General features: G+C 73.4%; 15 protein-coding genes. 7 read left to right on the top strand and 8 right to left on the bottom strand.

Annotated features, from left to right (window positions below):
• Nucleotides 1–94: 94 nt before the first annotated feature.
• Nucleotides 95–469: a helix-turn-helix domain-containing protein gene (locus ACWDGI_RS38120; protein ID WP_181809285.1), complete on the top strand. Its 375-nt coding sequence runs from the start codon at nucleotides 95–97 to the stop codon at nucleotides 467–469.
• A gap of 205 nt (nucleotides 470–674) precedes the next feature.
• Nucleotides 675–1,145, top strand: a complete 471-nt coding sequence (locus ACWDGI_RS38115) for a Dps family protein (protein WP_450767156.1) — start codon at nucleotides 675–677, stop codon at nucleotides 1,143–1,145.
• Between the two features lie 327 nt (nucleotides 1,146–1,472).
• Here the strand turns inward: ACWDGI_RS38115 and ACWDGI_RS38110 are convergent, their stop codons facing one another.
• The 3 genes from ACWDGI_RS38110 to ACWDGI_RS38100 form a co-directional block, all read right to left on the bottom strand.
• Nucleotides 1,473–2,237 (bottom strand): SDR family NAD(P)-dependent oxidoreductase, encoded by a 765-nt coding sequence (locus ACWDGI_RS38110; RefSeq protein WP_450767154.1) that lies wholly within the window; start codon nucleotides 2,235–2,237, stop codon nucleotides 1,473–1,475.
• A 32-nt stretch (nucleotides 2,238–2,269) separates the two neighbouring features.
• Nucleotides 2,270–3,112, bottom strand: a complete 843-nt coding sequence (locus ACWDGI_RS38105) for an Fpg/Nei family DNA glycosylase (protein WP_450767152.1) — start codon at nucleotides 3,110–3,112, stop codon at nucleotides 2,270–2,272.
• 94 nt (nucleotides 3,113–3,206) lie between these two features.
• On the bottom strand, nucleotides 3,207–8,195 hold the full coding sequence (locus ACWDGI_RS38100) for an ATP-dependent helicase (protein WP_450767150.1): 4,989 nt from the start codon (nucleotides 8,193–8,195) through the stop codon (nucleotides 3,207–3,209).
• 179 nt (nucleotides 8,196–8,374) lie between these two features.
• Between ACWDGI_RS38100 and ACWDGI_RS38095 the strand changes: the two genes are divergently transcribed.
• From ACWDGI_RS38095 to ACWDGI_RS38085, 3 genes are read left to right on the top strand one after another with little or no spacing between them, the layout of a single operon-like run.
• Nucleotides 8,375–9,445: a helix-turn-helix domain-containing protein gene (locus ACWDGI_RS38095; RefSeq protein WP_450767149.1), complete on the top strand. Its 1,071-nt coding sequence runs from the start codon at nucleotides 8,375–8,377 to the stop codon at nucleotides 9,443–9,445.
• A gap of 10 nt (nucleotides 9,446–9,455) precedes the next feature.
• Nucleotides 9,456–10,202, top strand: a complete 747-nt coding sequence (locus tag ACWDGI_RS38090; RefSeq protein ID WP_450767147.1) for an AzlC family ABC transporter permease — start codon at nucleotides 9,456–9,458, stop codon at nucleotides 10,200–10,202.
• Nucleotides 10,199–10,507, top strand: a complete 309-nt coding sequence (locus tag ACWDGI_RS38085; RefSeq protein ID WP_450767145.1) for an AzlD domain-containing protein — start codon at nucleotides 10,199–10,201, stop codon at nucleotides 10,505–10,507. Before ACWDGI_RS38090 ends, ACWDGI_RS38085 begins: the two co-directional genes overlap by 4 nt.
• Before the next feature lie 39 nt (nucleotides 10,508–10,546).
• On the opposite strand, the gene ACWDGI_RS38080 is transcribed toward ACWDGI_RS38085, so the two are convergent.
• Nucleotides 10,547–11,491, bottom strand: coding sequence for a hypothetical protein (locus tag ACWDGI_RS38080; RefSeq protein ID WP_450767144.1), 945 nt, complete (start codon nucleotides 11,489–11,491; stop codon nucleotides 10,547–10,549).
• A gap of 80 nt (nucleotides 11,492–11,571) precedes the next feature.
• Here ACWDGI_RS38080 and ACWDGI_RS38075 point away from each other — a divergent pair, with 80 nt between their 5' ends.
• Both ACWDGI_RS38075 and ACWDGI_RS38070 read left to right on the top strand, forming a co-directional pair.
• The gene (locus ACWDGI_RS38075; protein ID WP_362576501.1) at nucleotides 11,572–11,766 is read left to right on the top strand and encodes a DUF3046 domain-containing protein; all 195 of its coding nucleotides are present in this window, start codon (nucleotides 11,572–11,574) and stop codon (nucleotides 11,764–11,766) included.
• A 60-nt stretch (nucleotides 11,767–11,826) separates the two neighbouring features.
• Nucleotides 11,827–13,080: an AI-2E family transporter gene (locus ACWDGI_RS38070; RefSeq protein ID WP_450767142.1), complete on the top strand. Its 1,254-nt coding sequence runs from the start codon at nucleotides 11,827–11,829 to the stop codon at nucleotides 13,078–13,080.
• 198 nt (nucleotides 13,081–13,278) lie between these two features.
• On the opposite strand, the gene ACWDGI_RS38065 is transcribed toward ACWDGI_RS38070, so the two are convergent.
• The 4 genes from ACWDGI_RS38065 to ACWDGI_RS38050 all read right to left on the bottom strand — a co-directional run bounded on the left by ACWDGI_RS38065 (nucleotide 13,279) and on the right by ACWDGI_RS38050 (nucleotide 16,779).
• On the bottom strand, nucleotides 13,279–14,088 hold the full coding sequence (locus ACWDGI_RS38065; protein WP_450767140.1) for a hypothetical protein: 810 nt from the start codon (nucleotides 14,086–14,088) through the stop codon (nucleotides 13,279–13,281).
• Between the two features lie 87 nt (nucleotides 14,089–14,175).
• Nucleotides 14,176–15,336, bottom strand: coding sequence for an oxygenase MpaB family protein (locus ACWDGI_RS38060; protein ID WP_450767138.1), 1,161 nt, complete (start codon nucleotides 15,334–15,336; stop codon nucleotides 14,176–14,178).
• Between the two features lie 122 nt (nucleotides 15,337–15,458).
• A complete protein-coding gene (locus ACWDGI_RS38055; RefSeq protein WP_450767136.1) occupies nucleotides 15,459–16,511 on the bottom strand; it encodes a polyprenyl synthetase family protein in 1,053 nt (350 codons plus the stop codon).
• Nucleotides 16,504–16,779 (bottom strand): polyprenyl synthetase, encoded by a 276-nt coding sequence (locus tag ACWDGI_RS38050; protein WP_450767134.1) that lies wholly within the window; start codon nucleotides 16,777–16,779, stop codon nucleotides 16,504–16,506. The genes ACWDGI_RS38055 and ACWDGI_RS38050 overlap by 8 nt, the downstream gene beginning before the upstream one ends.
• Nucleotides 16,780–17,202: the final 423 nt, after the last annotated feature.

Here is a 17,202-nt window from a genome sequence, read left to right as displayed (position 1 = left end):
GTGAACACGACATCGCTCCCCGCACGGCCGCGGCGCAAGGCGGTACGGTGGGGCGTGAAGGATGCGGCTACGCGGTCCGAGGAGGGAGCCACCGATGATTCTGCTCCGTCGCCTGCTGGGTGACGTGCTGCGTCGGCAGCGCCAGCGCCAGGGCCGTACTCTGCGCGAAGTCTCCTCGTCCGCCCGAGTCTCACTCGGCTATCTCTCCGAGGTGGAGCGGGGGCAGAAGGAGGCTTCCTCCGAGCTGCTCTCCGCCATCTGCGACGCGCTGGACGTACGGATGTCCGAACTCATGCGAGAAGTGAGCGACGAACTCGCCCTCGCCGAGCTGGCCCAGTCCGCTCAGGCCACCGAGTCCGTGCCCACGCCGGTTCGCCCGATGCTGGGAAGCGTCTCGGTGACCGGTGTGCCACCGGAACGGGTGACCATCAAGGCGCCCGCCGAGGCAGTGGACGTGGTCGCCGCGTGACGCCTGCGCGGGCGTAACCCGACGCGGCGCCGACCCGGCGTCGAAGAAGTGTACGTGGCCCCGGCCGGGGCTTCTCCAGGCAGACCTGGGGAGGCGCGGCCGGGGTCTTCGTATGCCCGGAGACGGTGTGCGTCCATTTGCCGGTGTCCGGTGGTGCGGTCATGGTGGGAGGGACCGACTGGGGGCGAAACGACCGGAGAGACGCATGTACGTCGTGAAGAGCCCGCTGTCCGACGCGGATCTGAAGACCGTGGCCGAGGCGCTTCAGGGCGCCCTCGTCGATCTCGTGGACCTGGCGCTGATCGCCAAGCAGATCCACTGGAACGTGGTCGGCCCCCGCTTCCGGACCGTCCACCTCCAGCTCGACGAGGTCGTCGCCACGGCTCGGACGCACTCCGACACGGTCGCCGAGCGGGCTTCGGCGCTGGGCGTCTCCCCGGACGGGCGTGCGGTCACGGTGGCCGCAGGCAGCGGCATCGCCACGGCCCCCGGAGGCTGGGTCAAGGACTCGGACGCGGTGGGTGCCCTGGTGGACGCGCTGGGCGCGGTGATCACCCGGATGCGGCAGCGGGTCACGGCCACCGCGGAGCCGGATCCGGTCTCCCAGGACATCTTCATCGGGATCACGGCGGATCTGGAGAAACATCACTGGATGTTCCAGGCGGAGAACGCGTAGCTGTGGCCGGCGTCGGCCGACGGCCGTTGCATCGGTGAGCCCTCGGTGCGCCTTCCCGGTGGACCGGGCGGCGTTCTAGCGTCCGGCTGGAGGTGGCGGCCATGGTGGGACGGATAGTGCGCTGGGGGGTTGCCCTGGGATTCGCGGCGGTGTGGTGGTGGGCCGTGCTGCGGATCACCTTCGCCGACGGCGCCGGGGCCCTGGAGGGGACCGTGGCCGCCGGCGGATGGGGACTGAGCCTGCTGCCGGTGAACTGCGTGCCGAGGAACCGGGCGGCGGGAGCGCTGGGCCCCGGGCGGTGGCGGGCCGCGTGGCGGACGCAGGGCGCTACCAGGGCATCGCGACCCCTCCGTTCGGGCGCAGGATCTGGCCCGTAGTGAACGACGAGGCGTCGGATGCCAGATAGAGCACGGCATGGGCGACGTCCGCCGCCTCGCCGACCCGGCCCAGGGGTGACAGCCGGGCCATCCAGGCCTCCGTCTGCCGCTGCTCCTCGCCGTCGTCGCGCTCGGTCATGGGGGTGCGGGTCCAGCCCGGGGCGACCGCGTTGACGCGGATGCCCTGCCGTCCGACCTCGTTCGCGAGCGTCCTGGTCAGCTGGACCACGGCCGCCTTGGCGGCGCCGTAGCAGAGCAGGCCGGGGCCCCCGGTGTCGATCGCACCGGAGGCCATGGTGATGATGCTGCCCCCGGTCCGCCGGTCGACCATCAACCGCGCCGCCTCCTGGCAGGAGTGCAGGACGCCCTTGAAGTTGACGTCCAGCACCCGGTCGAGGTCCTCGTCCGTGGTCTCCAGCACCGGGCTGCGGTGCATGATCCCGGCGATCGCCGCCATGACGTCCAGCCGCTCGCAGGACCGGACGGCCCGTTTGAGCTGCGTCCGGTCGGTGACGTCGACGGTGTGGGTGTGGGCGGTACCGCCGCCGTCCTTGATCAGCGTGGCCGTCTCGTGCAGGCCCTCCGCGTTCCGGTCGGCACAGTGCACGGTCGCACCCGCCTCGGCGAGCAGCACGGCGGAGGCCCGGCCGATACCGCCGGCGGCCCCGGTGACGAATGCGGTGCGTCCGGTGAGGTCGTACGCCTTGAGGGACATGAAGGGACGGTACGAGCGTATCTGACGGGTCGTCAATTGGTCGGGCGGGGGCGGCTTCTCGGGGCGCGGTGGGCGCCCGGGGCGGGAGCGGGACCGGTCTGGCACGCGGGGCACCAGTAGGTGGGGCGCTCGCGGGAGCCGTCACCCTGGTCGGCCACCCGGATCGGGGTGTGGCAGCGCAGACAGGGGCGGGGCGCACGGCCGTAGACGAACAGGTCCTGGTCGCGCAGGCCCGTGGTGCGGCGGACCGGGCGCTCGCGGTTGGCCTCCAGGAGCCGCTTGGCGAGGGCGGGGAGTTTCGCGGCGCGGTCGGCGGGGAGCGCGCCGACCGGGAGCCAGGGAGTCGCGCCGATCAGGAAGCAGAGCTCGCTCTTGTAGACGTTGCCGATGCCGGCGAGGTTGCGCTGGTCGAGCAGGGCCTCGCCGAGCTGGCGGGCCGGGTCGGCGAGCAGGTTGGCGAGGGCGCGGTCGGGGTTCCAGTCGGGGCCCAGCAGGTCGGGACCGAGGTGGCCGACCGCCCGTTCCTCCTCGCCGGTGCGCAGGAACTCCAGGACCTGGAGGCGGTAGCCGACGGCCGTACGGTCGGCGGCGCCGAGGATGGCCCTGATCTGGTGGGCGGGACCGCCCTTCCAGCGTTCACCGTCCCCGTATATCTTCCACGCGCCCTCCATCCGCAGATGCGTGTGCAGGGTCAGACCGCCCTCGAAGCGGGTGAGCAGATGCTTCCCGCGCGGGGTGGTGCCGAGGACGGTACGGCCGGTGAGGTCGACGGTGGCGTACTTGGGCACCCGGAAGTCGCTGCGGGTCAGCACCTGACCGGCGAGCGCGTCGTGCAGGCGCCGCGCTGCCTGCCAGACCGTGTCACCTTCGGGCATGGGTCAAGGGTGACACGAGGGCGTGGCGGGCGGACCGGGAGCGGCGAGGGCGCAGGCGGCGCACCGGGGACGCGGTGTTCATGTTCCGGCCGGTTCACGCCCGTAGGCGCAGGCCGCGCGGGGTGGCGATGAAGCCCGCTGCTTCCAGCAGGGTGCCCAGCGGCGAGGTCAGGGCCGTGGCGCCGTTGACGCGCTCCACCGTCACCGTGCCGAGGGTGCCGGCACGGGCGGCGGCCGCGAGGGCCTCGGCAGCCGTACGCAGGCGGGGGTCGTCGCCGGCGTCCGTGTCCGGGGCGGAGGGCCAGGCCAGCAGGGTTTTGCCGCCGCGCTCCATGTAGAGGGTCAGCTCGCCGTCCACCAGGACGACCAGTGAGCCCGCCTTGCGGCCCGGCTTGTGCCCGGCGCCGGTCGGCGGCTCGGGCCAGCCCAGGGCGGCGCCGTAGGCGTTGGCGGGGTCGGCGGCGGCGAGGACCACGGCTCTGGGGTCGGGGGCGGCGGGCGTACGGGTGTGGCGGTTGCCGTAGCCGTAGGGGTTCGCGGGGCTGCCGCCGCGGGGGCCGCCGTAGCCGGGGGCGGCGAAGGGGTCGGCGGGGGCGAGGTCCTTCGGGGAGACGTAGCCCCCGGGGGCGGTGGGGGGCTCGGGGGGCCAGCTGAAGTCGTCGTCCAGGCCCTGGAAGTCGGCCTCGTCGATGGGGCCGAGGGGGGTCTCGATGCCGAAGCCGGCGGGGGTGGCGGGGCCGCCGTCCCCGAAGCCGGCGGGAGGGACCGGGCCGCCGTCCCCGAAGTCCGTGGGAGTGGACAGGGCGTGGTTTCCGACGGCGGTGCCCAGGGGCGCCTCACCGCGCTCGCGGGCGTTGGACACCGCGCGCAGCCGGTCCACCGCGCCGTCCATCGCGAACTGTGCCGCGCCGAGCCCCTCGACGACGTAACCCCGGCGGGCCTGCCCGCTCTCCTCGAACGCCGACAGGATGCGGTACACCGCCGAGAAGCCGCCCTCGACCCCCTCCGCCGCGACCGCTCCCCGGGTGACCACGCCGTGCCGGTCGAGCAGGGTGCGGGCCAGGGCATGGGCGCGCACGGTGGTGTCCGGCTCGCGCTGCGGGAGCAGGGACCAGCGGCCGGCGACGGTCGGCGGGCCGGTACGGGAGGCGGTGCGGGCGGCGGCCGTCAGGGAGCCGTAGCGGCCACGTGGGACGGCACGCTTGGCGCGGTGGGCCGTGGCGCCCGCGGTACGGCCCGAGCCCAGCAGGGAGCGCATCGGGGCCAGCGTGTCGTTGGTGAGCCGGCCGTACCAGGCCAGGTCCCAGACGGCGTCGGCCAGTTGCGGGTCGGTGGCGTCGGGGTGGGTGGTGGCGCGGACCTGGTCGGCGATCTGACGGAAGAACAGGCCGTAGCCGCCGGAGAGAGTGTCCAGGACGGACTGGTGGAGAGCCGTCAGCTCCAGGGGGTGCGGCGGTGGCAGGAGCAGTGGGGCCGCGTCCGCCAGATACAGGCAGACCCAGCCGTCCTTGCCCGGCAACGCGCCCGCGCCGGCCCACACGATCTCTCCGGCGGCGGTGAGCTCGTCGAGCATCGAGGGCGTGTAGCCGGCCACCCGGGACGGCAGGACCAGCTTCTCCAGGGCCGATGCCGGTACCGAGGCGCCCTGCAACTGCTCGACGGCGCGCACCAGTCCGTCGATGCCGCGCAGCCCGTGCCCCTTGCCGATGTGCTGCCACTGCGGCAGGAACTGTGCGAGCGCGGCCGGTGCCACCGGCTCCAGTTCGTGCCGGAGCGCGGCCAGGGAGCGGCGGCGCAGCCTGCGCAGCACGGCCGCGTCGCACCACTCCTGGCCGATGCCTGCCGGATGGAACTCGCCCTGCACCACCCGGCCGCCCGCGGCCAGCCGCTGCAACGCGCCCTCCGTCACCGCCACCCCGAGCCCGAACCGGGCCGCCGCCGTGGCCGACGTGAACGGGCCGTGCGTACGGGCGTACCGGGCGAGGAGGTCACCGAGCGGGTCCTTCACCGGTTCGGTGAACGCCTCGGGGACACCGACCGGCAGGGCGGTGCCGAGGGCGTCGCGCAGCCGGCCCGCGTCCTCGATCGCCGCCCAGTGGTCGGTGCCGGAGATCCGGACCCTGATCGCCCGGCGGGCACCCGCCAGCTCCCTGGCCCAGTGCGGCTCGGCCCCCCGCTCGGCCAACTCGGCGTCCGTGAGCGGCCCGAGCAGCCGCAGCACGTCGGCGACGCCTTCCGGGTCCTTGATCCGGCGGTCCTCGGTCAGCCACTGGAGCTCGCGCTCCAGCTCCGTCAGCACGTCCGCGTCGAGCAGCTCGCGCAGCTCCGCCTGGCCCAGCAGCTCGGCCAGCAGCCGGGAGTCCAGGGAGAGCGCGGCCGCGCGGCGCTCGGCGAGCGGGGAGTCACCCTCGTACAGGAACTGGGCGACGTATCCGAAGAGGAGGGAGCGGGCGAACGGGGACGGCTCCGGGGTGGTGACCTCGACCAGGCGCACCTTGCGGGATTCGAGGTCGCCCATCAGCTCGACGAGCCCGGGGACGTCGAAGACGTCCTGGAGGCACTCGCGGACCGCCTCCAGGACGATCGGGAAGGACCCGAACTCGCTGGCCACCTGGAGCAGTTGGGCGGCACGCTGGCGCTGCTGCCACAGCGGGGTGCGCTTGCCCGGGCTGCGGCGGGGCAGCAACAGCGCGCGGGCCGCGCACTCGCGGAACCGGGAGGCGAACAGGGCCGAGCCGCCCACCTGGTCGGTGACGATCTGGTTGACCTCGCCCTTGTCGAAGGCGACGTCCGCCGCGCCGACGGGCGCCTGCTCGGCGTCGTATTCCGTGCCCGACTTCGTGGGGGCCCGGTCGAGCAGGTCCAGGCCCATCAGATCGGCGTCGGGCAGCCGCAGCACGATGCCGTCGTCGGCGTGCATGACCTGCGCGTCCATGCCGTACCGCTCGGACAGCCGGGCACCGAGGGCCAGTGCCCACGGGGCGTGCACCTGGGCGCCGAAGGGGGAGTGGACGACGACCCGCCAGTCGCCCAGTTCGTCGCGGAAGCGCTCCACGACGATCGTCCGGTCGTCGGGGACATGGCCGCAGGCCTCGCGCTGTTCGTCCAGGTACGACAGCACGTTGTCCGCCGCCCAGGCGTCCAGGCCCGCCGCGAGCAGACGCAGCCGGGCGTCGTCCTTGGAGAGCGAGCCGACCTCGCGCAGGAACGCGCCCACCGCGCGGCCCAGTTCCAGCGGGCGGCCCAGCTGGTCGCCCTTCCAGAAGGGCAGCCGGCCCGGCACCCCGGGGGCCGGGGAGACCAGGACGCGGTCCCGCGTGATGTCCTCGATGCGCCACGAACTGGTGCCCAGGGTGAAGACATCACCCACCCGGGACTCGTACACCATCTCCTCGTCCAGCTCGCCGACCCGGCCGCCGCCCTTCTTGGGGTCGGCTCCGGCCAGGAAGACCCCGAAGAGGCCGCGGTCGGGAATGGTGCCGCCGGAGGTGACGGCGAGCCGCTGGGCGCCGGGGCGGCCGGTGACCGTGCCCGCGACCCGGTCCCAGACCACGCGCGGGCGCAACTCCGCGAAGGCGTCGGACGGATAGCGGCCCGCGAGCATGTCCAGGACCGCGGTGAACGCCGACTCCGGGAGCGAGGCGAACGGAGCCGCCCGGCGGACCATGGCGAGCAGGTCGTCGAACTGCCAGGTGTCCAGCGCGGTCATCGCGACCAGCTGCTGTGCCAGCACGTCGAGGGGGTTGGCCGGCACCCTCAGGGACTCGATGGAACCGGTGCGCATCCGCTCGGTGACCACGGCCGCCTGCACCAGGTCGCCCCGGTACTTGGGGAAGACCACACCGGTGGAGACCGCGCCGACCTGGTGTCCCGCGCGGCCGACGCGCTGCAGGCCGGAGGCCACCGAGGGCGGCGACTCGACCTGGACGACCAGGTCCACCGCACCCATGTCGATGCCCAGTTCAAGGCTGGAGGTGGCCACCACGGCGGGCAGCCGGCCGGCCTTCAGGTCCTCCTCGACCAGGGCCCGCTGCTCCTTGGAGACCGAGCCGTGGTGCGCGCGGGCGAGGACCGGCGGGGCGCCCTGGGCCGCGCCCGAGCCCCCCATCAGCTCGGCGGGGGAGTGGTGCTCGTCCAGCGGCTCGCCGGTCATGCGCTCGTAGGCGATCTCGTTGAGCCGGTTGCACAGCCGCTCCGCCAGCCGGCGCGAGTTGGCGAAGACGATGGTCGAGCGGTGGGCCTGCACCAGGTCGGCGATCCGCTCCTCCACATGCGGCCAGATCGACGGCCGGTCCCCGCCCTCCTTGGCGTCGGTGGCCGGGGAGCCGCCCAGTTCGCCCATGTCCTCCACGGGTACGACCACGGAGAGGTCGAACTCCTTGCCGGACCGGGGCTGGACGATCTCCACCTTGCGGTGCGGCGAGAGATAACGGGCCACCTCGTCGACCGGGCGGACGGTGGCCGACAGGCCGATGCGGCGGGCCGGCTTCGGCAGCAGCTCGTCCAGCCGCTCCAGGGAGAGCGCGAGATGGGCGCCGCGCTTGGTGCCTGCGACCGCGTGCACCTCGTCCAGGATCACCGTCTCGATGCCGGTCAGCGCGTCGCGCGTGGCCGACGTCAGCATCAGGAACAGGGACTCCGGGGTGGTGATCAGGATGTCCGGCGGGCGGGTGGACAGGGCGCGGCGCTCGGCGGGCGGGGTGTCACCGGAGCGGATACCGACCCTGACCTCCGGCTCGGGCAGGCCGAGGCGCACGGACTCCTGGCGGATGCCGGTCAGCGGACTGCGCAGGTTCCGCTCGACGTCGACCGCGAGGGCCTTGAGCGGAGACACGTACAGCACCCGGCAGCGCTTCCTCGGGTCGGCCGGGGGCGGGGCCGAGGCCAGCTGGTCCAGGGCGGCGAGGAAGGCGGCCAGCGTCTTGCCGGAGCCGGTCGGGGCGACCACCAGCACGTCCGAGCCCGCCCCGATGGCCTGCCACGCGCCCGCCTGGGCCGCGGTGGGCGCGGAAAACGCCCCCGTGAACCAGCCGCGGGTCGCGGGGGAGAAGCCGTCGAGGGCCCGGTCTGCGGATTTCGCCATGCGTCCATCCTGCACCCGGCCACTGACAACCGGGTCTGACCTTCGGACATGCGGGAGGTGGGGGTACCGGGAAGAGGAGTGCGGGGTGGGCACCCGGGCCAGGCGGCCCGGCGCGAAGCGGGAACCGGGGGTGCGGGGTGCGGGCGGTCGGGTGGGGCGGCGCGGTCGACAATGGGCGTATGACGGGATCGGACGAGCGGGCGCGGCACTGGCGGTACGAGGCGCTGCCCGACGTCGATCTGCTGCGTGCCCGGTACGTCCGGAAGACGTTTGTCCGGCACACCCACGAGCACTTCGTGATCGCCGGGATCGCGGACGGGGTCGAGGTCTTCCGGCACCGGGGTTCCGACGTGACCGTCGGCGCCGGGGCGCTCGCGCTCGTCAACCCCGACACCGCGCACACCGGCCGGGCCGGGGTCCCCGAGGGCTGGCGGTACGGGGCGGTCTACCCGTCCCCGGAACTGGTGGCGGCGATCGCCGCGGAGACCACCGCGATCCGGGGCACCCCCGGCTTCGTCAGCCCGATGCTCGACGACCCGTACTCCGTCGCCCTGGTGCACCGGGTGCTGCGCGCCGCCGACGAGGGCAACGCGCTCGCCGCCGACACGCTGCTGCGGGTGGCGGTGACCCGGCTGCTGCGGTCCAACGGCGGTCCGCTGCCGCAGCGGCAGGTCCGCACCGCCGGCGCCCTGCTCGCCGCACGCGCGCGTGCCGTGCTGGAGGAGCGGATGGCCGAGCCGCCGACCCTGGAGCGGCTCGCCACCGACCTCGGCACCGGTCCCTTCGCGCTGCTGCGGGCGTTCCGCGACGCCTACGGCATGCCCCCGCACACCTGGCTGACCGACGCCCGGGTGCGCCGCGCCCGGCTGCTGCTGGACGCGGGCACGGCACCCGCCGAGGCGGCCGTCGCCGTCGGCTTCACCGACCAGCCACACCTCAACCGGCACTTCGCCCGGATCGTCGGCGTCCCACCGGGCGCCTACCAGCGTGAGCGCGGATCCGGGGCGGATTCGCGTGGGCGGGGTTCCGGGGCGGACCCGGGCGGGCGGGGTTCCGGGGCGGGCCCGGGCGGGCGGGGTTCCGGGGCGGACTTGCGTGGGCGGGGTTCCGGGGCAGACTCGCGTGGGCGGGGTTCCGGAGCGGACCTGGGCGGGCGGGGTCCCGGACCGGACTCGCGTGGGCGGGGTTCGCGTGGTGCGCGCTCGAGCGGGCGCAAGAACGTACAAGACGCGCGGGGCGGCGGTACGTAGCGTCCTGGGCGTGGCACAGCAGACAGCACTCGCAGACATACGTGACGAAGGCGAGCCGAAACCGGACTCGGCCGTAGTCCGGGACGCCCTCGGGGTCGGCGTCGCCGTGGGACTCTCCGGGTTCGCCTTCGGGGTGACCTCGGCCGGCAGCGGGCTCGGCCTGCTCCAGACCTGCGCACTCAGCCTCCTGGTGTTCACCGGCGCCTCCCAGTTCGCCCTGGTCGGAGCGCTCGCGGCCGGCGGCAACCCGCTCACCGCGGCGGCCGGCGCCTTCTTCCTGGGGGTGCGCAACGCGTTCTACGGGCTGCGTCTGTCGCAGGTGCTGGCCCTCCCGCGCGCGCTACGGCCGCTGGCCGCCCAGTGGGTGATCGACGAGACCACCGCGGTGACGCTCGCCCAGCCGACACGGCGCGCCGCGCGGCTCGGCTTCACCGTCACCGGACTCAGCCTGTACGTGCTGTGGAACCTCACCACCCTGCTCGGCGCACTCGGTGCCAAGGCCGTCGGCGACACCGGCGCCTGGGGCCTGGACGCGGCCGGACCCGCCGTCTTCCTGGCACTGCTCGCCCCCATGCTGAAGACCACGACCGACCGCGCGGTCGCCGCTCTCGCGGTGCTGCTGGGGCTCGGCCTGCTGCCCGTGCTGCCCGCCGGGGTGCCGGTCCTGGCGGCCGCGCTGGCGGCACCGGCCGTCCTGTACGTCTCCGGGCGCCGGTCCGGTCGTACCCGCGACGACGCTTCCGAGGAGACCCGATGAACACCTGGATCGCGATCGCCGCGACCGTCCTCGGCTGCTACGCCGTCAAGCTCGCCGGCCTGCTGGTGCCCGCGGGCGTCCTGGAGCGGCCGGTGGTGCGACGGCTGGCCGCCCTGCTGCCGGTGGCCCTGCTCGCCGCCCTCACGGCCCAGCAGACGTTCGCCGAGGGGCACACGCTCGTGCTGGACGCCCGGGCCGCGGGGCTCGGGGCGGCCGCCGTTGCACTGGTGCTGCGCGCGCCCTTCCTGGTCGTCGTCGGCGCGGCCGTGCTGGTGACCGCGGGGGTGCGGGCCATCGCGGGCTGAGCGGGGCCGGGGCCGGGAGGGGAGCGGCTGAGAGACGGGTCACCCCACGAAGTGGCCGTACGCCCTGAGCGTGCGCAGCGCCTCGATCGTCACCCTCGGGCGGGCCTCCAGGGCGGTGGTCGGCGCCCACTGGAGCCAGCCGATCGGCCAGCCGCCGTCCTCCTGCTGCTGGGCGGCGAGGTGGTCCAGCGAGCGGGCCATCTCCTCGTCGGTGAACCACGCGCGCGCGAGCGAGTGCGGGGACTTCGCGAAGTCGTGCGGGAAGTGGTGCTCGCCCGGGGCGTAGCCGGGCGCCACCGGGTACGCGTCCAGGCGCTCCGGATCCAGCGCGGCCAGCCGGTGCTCGCGCACCAGGCGGCCCAGCCGGTCGGCGGCCGCCTCCGCCCGGGCGCGGTCGGGTACCGCGTCCAGGAAGGCGACGGCGGCCTCCACCTCGTAGGGATGCGACTTGTCCAGCGACTCCACGGCCTCCCAGCAGAAGTCGGTGGCCCGGAACAGCCAGGCGTGCCACACCTCGTTGCGGTGCAGCAGACCCACCACAGGCCCGGTGGCGAGCAGCTCGCTGGGCGGATCGTCGGTGATCGGGATGAACGGGGCGGCCGGATAGCCGCGCTGGCTCGGATGGATCGCCGGCAGCGCCCCGTCCGCGGTGGAGACGGACGTCAGATAGCGGCACACCCGCTCCACCCGCTGCCCGCCGCAGCGCCCGATGGCGTCCAGGACGGCCAGCGCGTGCCCGGTGTGCAGCGGCTGGCTCACCGGACCGCGCAGGTCGGGTTCCAGCGCATGGCCGTACCCGCCGTCCTCGTTGCGGTAGGCGTCCAGCGCCGTCTCCACGGGATCGGGGCTGCCGTTCAGGAAGTGGTACGCGAAGAGGCGCTGCTCCAGCACGCGCGCGGTGAGCCACATGAACTGTTCGGCGCGGAAGAGCGGGGAGTGCGCCGGGGGCGTAGGGGGGAGTGGGGAAGCTCCGGTTTCGGCCATGCGTCAGACCGTAGGACGGAAAGCGGTCTCGGCAGGCGGTCCCGGGCAGGGCCCACTCTCAGGGGCGGGATACTGGTGTCATGCGGTTGACGGTCTTCTGGCAGCGGATGGCGGAACACTTCGGTTCCGGATACGCCGACACCTTCGCACGCGATCATGTGATGACGGAGCTCGGCGGACTCACGGTGCACGAGGCGCTGGACGCCGGCTGGGAGGCCAAGGAAGTGTGGCGTGTGGTCTGCACGGTCATGAACGTTCCCGGGGAGAAGCGCTGAACGTGCACAAAGATCGGACACCGGCCGCAGGTTGTCAGTGGCGTCGGCGAGACTTGCACCGTGGCACCCACTGACGACGACGGGCGGACCGCCCAGCACGCATCCCCGGTCGACACGACACCGCCCGCCGGACCCCCGGCCACCGGCGCCGCGCCGCGTGCTGCCCGCATGCCGCGCTGGCTGCCGCGCGCCATGGTGCTGGCGCTCGCCCTCGTCGCCGCCTTCCAGCTGGGCAGCTGGGCCTTCCACCAGCTCACCGGTCTGCTGATCAACATCCTCATCGCGTTCTTCCTGGCGCTCGCCATCGAGCCCGCGGTGAGCTGGATGGCCTCCCGTGGCATGCGCCGCGGGTTCGCGACCTTCCTGGTCTTCCTGGGCCTGGCCATTGCCGTGGCGGGGTTCGTCACGCTGCTCGGCTCGATGCTGGCCGGCCAGATCATCAAGATCGTCGAAGACTTCCCTGACTACCTGGACTCGGTCATCAACTGGGTCAACCACACCTTCCACACCGACGTGAAGCGGGTCGACGTCCAGGAGGGGCTGCTGCACTCCGACTGGCTGCGCAAGTACGCGCAGAACAGCGCGGCCGGTGTGCTCGACGTCTCCGGGCAGGTGCTCGGCGGCCTCTTCCAGCTGCTGACGATCACCCTGTTCGCCTTCTACTTCGCCGCCGACGGTCCCCGGCTGCGCCGCACCCTGTGCTCCGTCCTGCCGCCCGCCCGCCAGGCCGAGGTGCTGCGGGCCTGGGAGATCGCCGTGGACAAGACCGGCGGCTATCTGTACTCGCGCGGTGTGATGGCGCTGATCTCCGGCATCGCCCACTACATCCTTCTGGAGGCCCTGGGCGTGCCGTACGCGCCCGTGCTCGGTGTCTGGGTGGGCCTGGTCTCGCAGTTCATCCCCACCATCGGCACCTATCTCGCGGGCGCGCTGCCGATGCTGATCGCGTTCACCGTCAACCCTCTGTACGCGGTGTGGGTGCTGGTGTTCGTCGTGATCTACCAGCAGTTCGAGAACTACATGCTCCAGCCCAAGCTGACCTCCAAGTCCGTCGACATCCACCCGGCGGTCGCCTTCGGCTCGGTCATCGCGGGCACCGCGCTGCTCGGCGCGGTCGGCGCGCTGATCGCCATTCCGGCGGTCGCCACCCTCCAGGCGTTCCTGGGCGCCTATGTGAAGCGGTACGACGTCACGGACGACCCGCGGGTGCACGGCCACCGCCGGCGTGGCGCGGGCGGCCCCGGGCTGCTCACGCGCGCGCGGCGCACGATATGGCAGCGGCCGGCCGAGGACTCCGGCGAGGGCCGGGCCTGAGGGCCGTCGTGATCGGTGACGGGCACCGGGGTCGGTAGTGGTCGCCGGTTCCGGGAGGGCCGCCGCGACCGGTGACGGGCACCGGGGTCGGTAGCGGTCGCCGGTTCCGGGAGGGCCGTCGTGATCGGTAGTGGTTGCTGGTTCCGGGAAGGCCGTCGTGATCGGTAGCGGTCGCCGGATCGGTGACGGCTGTCGCGATCAGTAGGTCACCACCGCCCACACCCCGGCGGCGGCCACGGCGGCCGCGTAGCAGCCCACCGCCGTGGCCACGATCCGCCACCGGACCTCTTCGCTCCAGGAGGTGCGGGACAGCAGCCAGGCCAGTGCGGGCAGCACCAGCACCGCGTGCAGACTGACCCCGTGCAGCGGCTTGAGCGGGGCCGTCGAGTCGTACGCCGCCTCCTGGTGCCCGGTCCGGACGAGCACCACCCCGCGCGCGATCATCGCGGCCCCCGACGCCAGCGCCACGAGCAGGACCGTGAACCCGGAGCGCACGGCGAGCGCCATGCCCACGGGACCGGTCGGCCGCCGCCGGAACGACACCACGGCGAAGACGGTGAGCAGCACCACCAGGACCCCGCCGCCCACCGCGAGCGTCATCGACACCGCCGTGTCGAACGGCGTCTCCATGTCGAGGTGCGAGGGCACCCGGCGCCACGCCTGCAGGGTGATCCCGCCGACCTCCACCACACAGTCGGCGGCGAACACCAGGAGCAGTACGGTCCGCAGTCGCTCCCCGACCCGCAGGTACGAGGTGACCCAGGTGACCGCGATCAGCGTCAGCCCGAAGGACAGCCCGAAGGTGACCGGCTTGCGCCAGGAGACGGGGCCGTACCAGGGGCCGCCGTCGACCGCGAACACCACCAGATGCACCAGGCCGGAGACGACGAGGAACACCCCGGTCGCATGACAGAGGCGCTCGGCGGGGCGTATCCCGCGCAGGCGGCTCGCCGGTGGATTTCGGGGCGGAGCCTCCGGAGAGGTCGGACTTTCCAGGGGTGAGGGCATGCGACCACCCTCCCGGGGGGCGGCCGCGCGGTCGTCGTCCGGCCGAAGACACCGGCCGTACACCGTGGGGAGTAGGCGTACGGACGGTCAGGAGACCGTGGCGGCCGGCGGGGTCCACCGCCGGGTGCGGGGCACCGCGCCCGGGACGCCGTAGTCCTTCCTGAGGTGTTCGGGGATGGCGTAGTGCATGACGCGGCCACGGGTGAGGGAGGACAGTTCGAAGACGGTGGTGAGATGGCCGAGGCGGTCCAGGGCCCAGGCACCCAGCGGGGAGCGGTCCTCGATGGTCTCCAGGACGCCCAGGAGGTGCGGTACGGCCTTGACGACGGTGTCCCACGGGGTGCGCGGCACCTCCAGCCAGTCCGCGCAGGTGTCGCCGACAAGGTGGCGGACGAGGGCCGGGACGATCGGGTCGAAGAAGGTGCCGGGGACGACCTCCTCGTAGAGCTCGATGAGCTGCCGGGTCAGGTGGGCGCCCTCTTCGGAGGGGCCCATGTACCGGATCATGTACAGGTCGAGGAAGCGGCGGGCCTCGTCGAGGGTCTTGGGAACGGCCTCCTGGTCGACGCCGAGCATGGCGCCCACCACCCGCCACGCGTAGTAGTACGCCTCGGCGCCCTCCGTGGACAGGTGGATGCCCAGCCGGTGCAGGCTGTCGAGGACCAGCAGCGAGAAGAACATCTGCCCGCCGATCATGTCCTCCTGGCAGATCGGCGTCCCCAGCGCCTCGGTGTCCCAGCGGTTCTCGCGCTTGAGGTGGTGCCGGATCGAGGCGTGCAGCAGGCGCACCTTCTGGGCGGCCGGGACGAAGCGGCCGCCGGCCTCGAAGGCGTCGGGCTGCATCAGGTAGACGGTGAACTGGCCGGTCTCCGCCATGCGCTTGGAGGGATAGCTGAGCCCGTGCGTGGCCGACAGCAGCTTCGCCACGCGCGGGACGACGTAACAGGCGGGCATGGAGGCGAAGGAGAGCGCGGTCGCGATGTGGACGTTGTTGTCGATGAAGAACAGCCGGGCCTTCTCCATCTCGCCCCAGTCCACCCACGACGGCGGTACCCGGGTGGCCTCCAGGTACTCCCGCGCGACGTCGGGCAGCCCGTCGGGCAGGGGAGCGCCGGCGGTGGACACATAACGCATCAGGGTGTTGAACGTGCCCACCTCCCCGCGCTCGAAGAGTGCGGCGACCGTGGCGTCGGCCAGTTCGTCACCGGCGTACCGCAGGGCGTCCGACGATGCCTCGGTGTGGGTCACGCAGGGCTCCTTGTCTTCGCGGGTCTCTTCGTGGGTCTCTTCGTGCGTGTCTACGCGGGGTGTCTCGTCAGGTGTCTTCGTGGGGTGACTTCATGGGCCTCGGCCGTGCCACCGGGTGGGTGTCAGGACAGGCGGACGGCCGCCGAGTGGGCCAGCGCGGTCAGGGCGCCGGCGGCGGGGGCCGGCACGTCCAGTGAGTGAAGGGCGTCCAGCGCTTCCACGACCCGCGCGCCGATCATGTGCTCGATCCGGTCGGGTGCCCCGAGCCGGCACATCACCTCGCGGACCGCGTCCAGGCCCTCCGCACCCAGATCACGCTTGCCGAGCAACGCGCCGAGCCGCTCCCGGTCGTCGTCACGGGCGAGCCGCCAGGTCTCCGCGAGCAGCGCGGTGGGCCGGTGGCCGCGCACGTCGTCGGCGTTGGCCTTGCCGGTGTGCTCCGGTTCCCCGAACAGGCCGAGCAGGTCGTCGCGGAGCTGGAACGCCTCGCCCAGCGGCAGCCCGTACGCGGAGTACCCCGCCCGCAGCCGCTCGCCGGCCCCGGCCAGGGCGCCGCCGATCAGCAGGGGCTGCTCGACGGTGTACTTGGCGGTCTTGTAGCGGATCACCTTCAGCGAGGCCGTCGTGTCCGGACCGGTGCCGGTGCGCAGGATCTCCAGGCACTCGCCCGCGATCAGCTCCCGGGCCAGCAGCGACCACAGGGGGCGGCCCCGGGCGAGATAGGCGGCGGGCAGACCGCAGGTCGCGAACAGCTGCCCGGCCAGCGACATCAGCAGATCGCCCACGAGCATCGCCAGCGACCGCGCGGTGCCGTCGCCACACGGGCGAGCCGGTACGGCGGCACGCAGGGCGACATGTGCCGTGGGGCGCCCGTGCCGCAGCGGGCTGTCGTCGATGAGGTCGTCGTGCACGACGGCGGCGGCGTGCACCAGCTCCATGGAGGCCGCCGCCCGCACCAGCGCGTCGCTGTCCGGCTGCCCCACCGCACGCCAGCCCCAGTAGCAGAACGCCGCCCGCAGTCGTTTGCCGTCCGCGACCGCCGCCTCCAGCTGTTCGGCCACCGGGCCCAGGAGCGGATCGATCGCCGCGAACAGGTCGGCCTCCTGGGCGACGAACCGGTGCAGTACCTCGTCGACGCGGACCTTGAAGGCGGTCGGATCCCACCGGTCAGTCATGGCCGGCGGTCCGCCGGGCGAGGGCGTGGCGGGCGAGGGTCTCCAGATGTGCCGGGGGCACGGTCGCGTACCGGTCCAGGACCAGGCGTCCGCGCGCGGTGAGGTCGTGCTCGGCCTCCGCGGCCAGTGCGCCGGCGTCCGAGCGGCGCAGCAGCCCCCGCACCGTGCCGACGGCGGTGCCCAGCGTGCTCACCGCCAGATCGGCCAGCCCCGCCGCCAGCAGTACGGCCTGCTCGTCCAGGCCGCGTCGTCCCGTCTCACGTGTCATGCGCTCTCCCACCCACGGCACACAGGGGCGCCGCCTACCGGCCGCCTCTTTGAGGATCGCGGCACGGCGGGAGCGGTCATGCGGAAACTCACGATCGGGTGAACGCCTCGCCGGGTGGTGTGGATCGCCGTGCCGCGGTTCCGCTTCCGGCTGCCGCCCCTGGCGCGCCGCACGCTCCCGTCCGCGTGCCGCGTACGCCCGGTTCCCGGGCGTCGCCCGTCCCCGCCCCGCGCGCCCCGACCCGCGTCGCGCGCGCCCGTCGCTGTCCTACGCACTGCCCGGAGTCCGTGGGTGAGCGGTGGGTGAGCACCCTGCGGGGAAGTGGCGGGAGTACCGCGTGGTGCGCTTGACACGAAAATCGAACATCCATTCTTATGGAGGCTCCGGCGAGGTTCCCGACGGGGAATCCAGTGGCGGTTCGAC

It is taken from the genome of Streptomyces sp. NPDC001220 (assembly GCF_053597895.1).
Note: the sequence above shows the minus strand (reverse complement) of the source record. Positions and strands in the feature narration are given on the sequence as shown.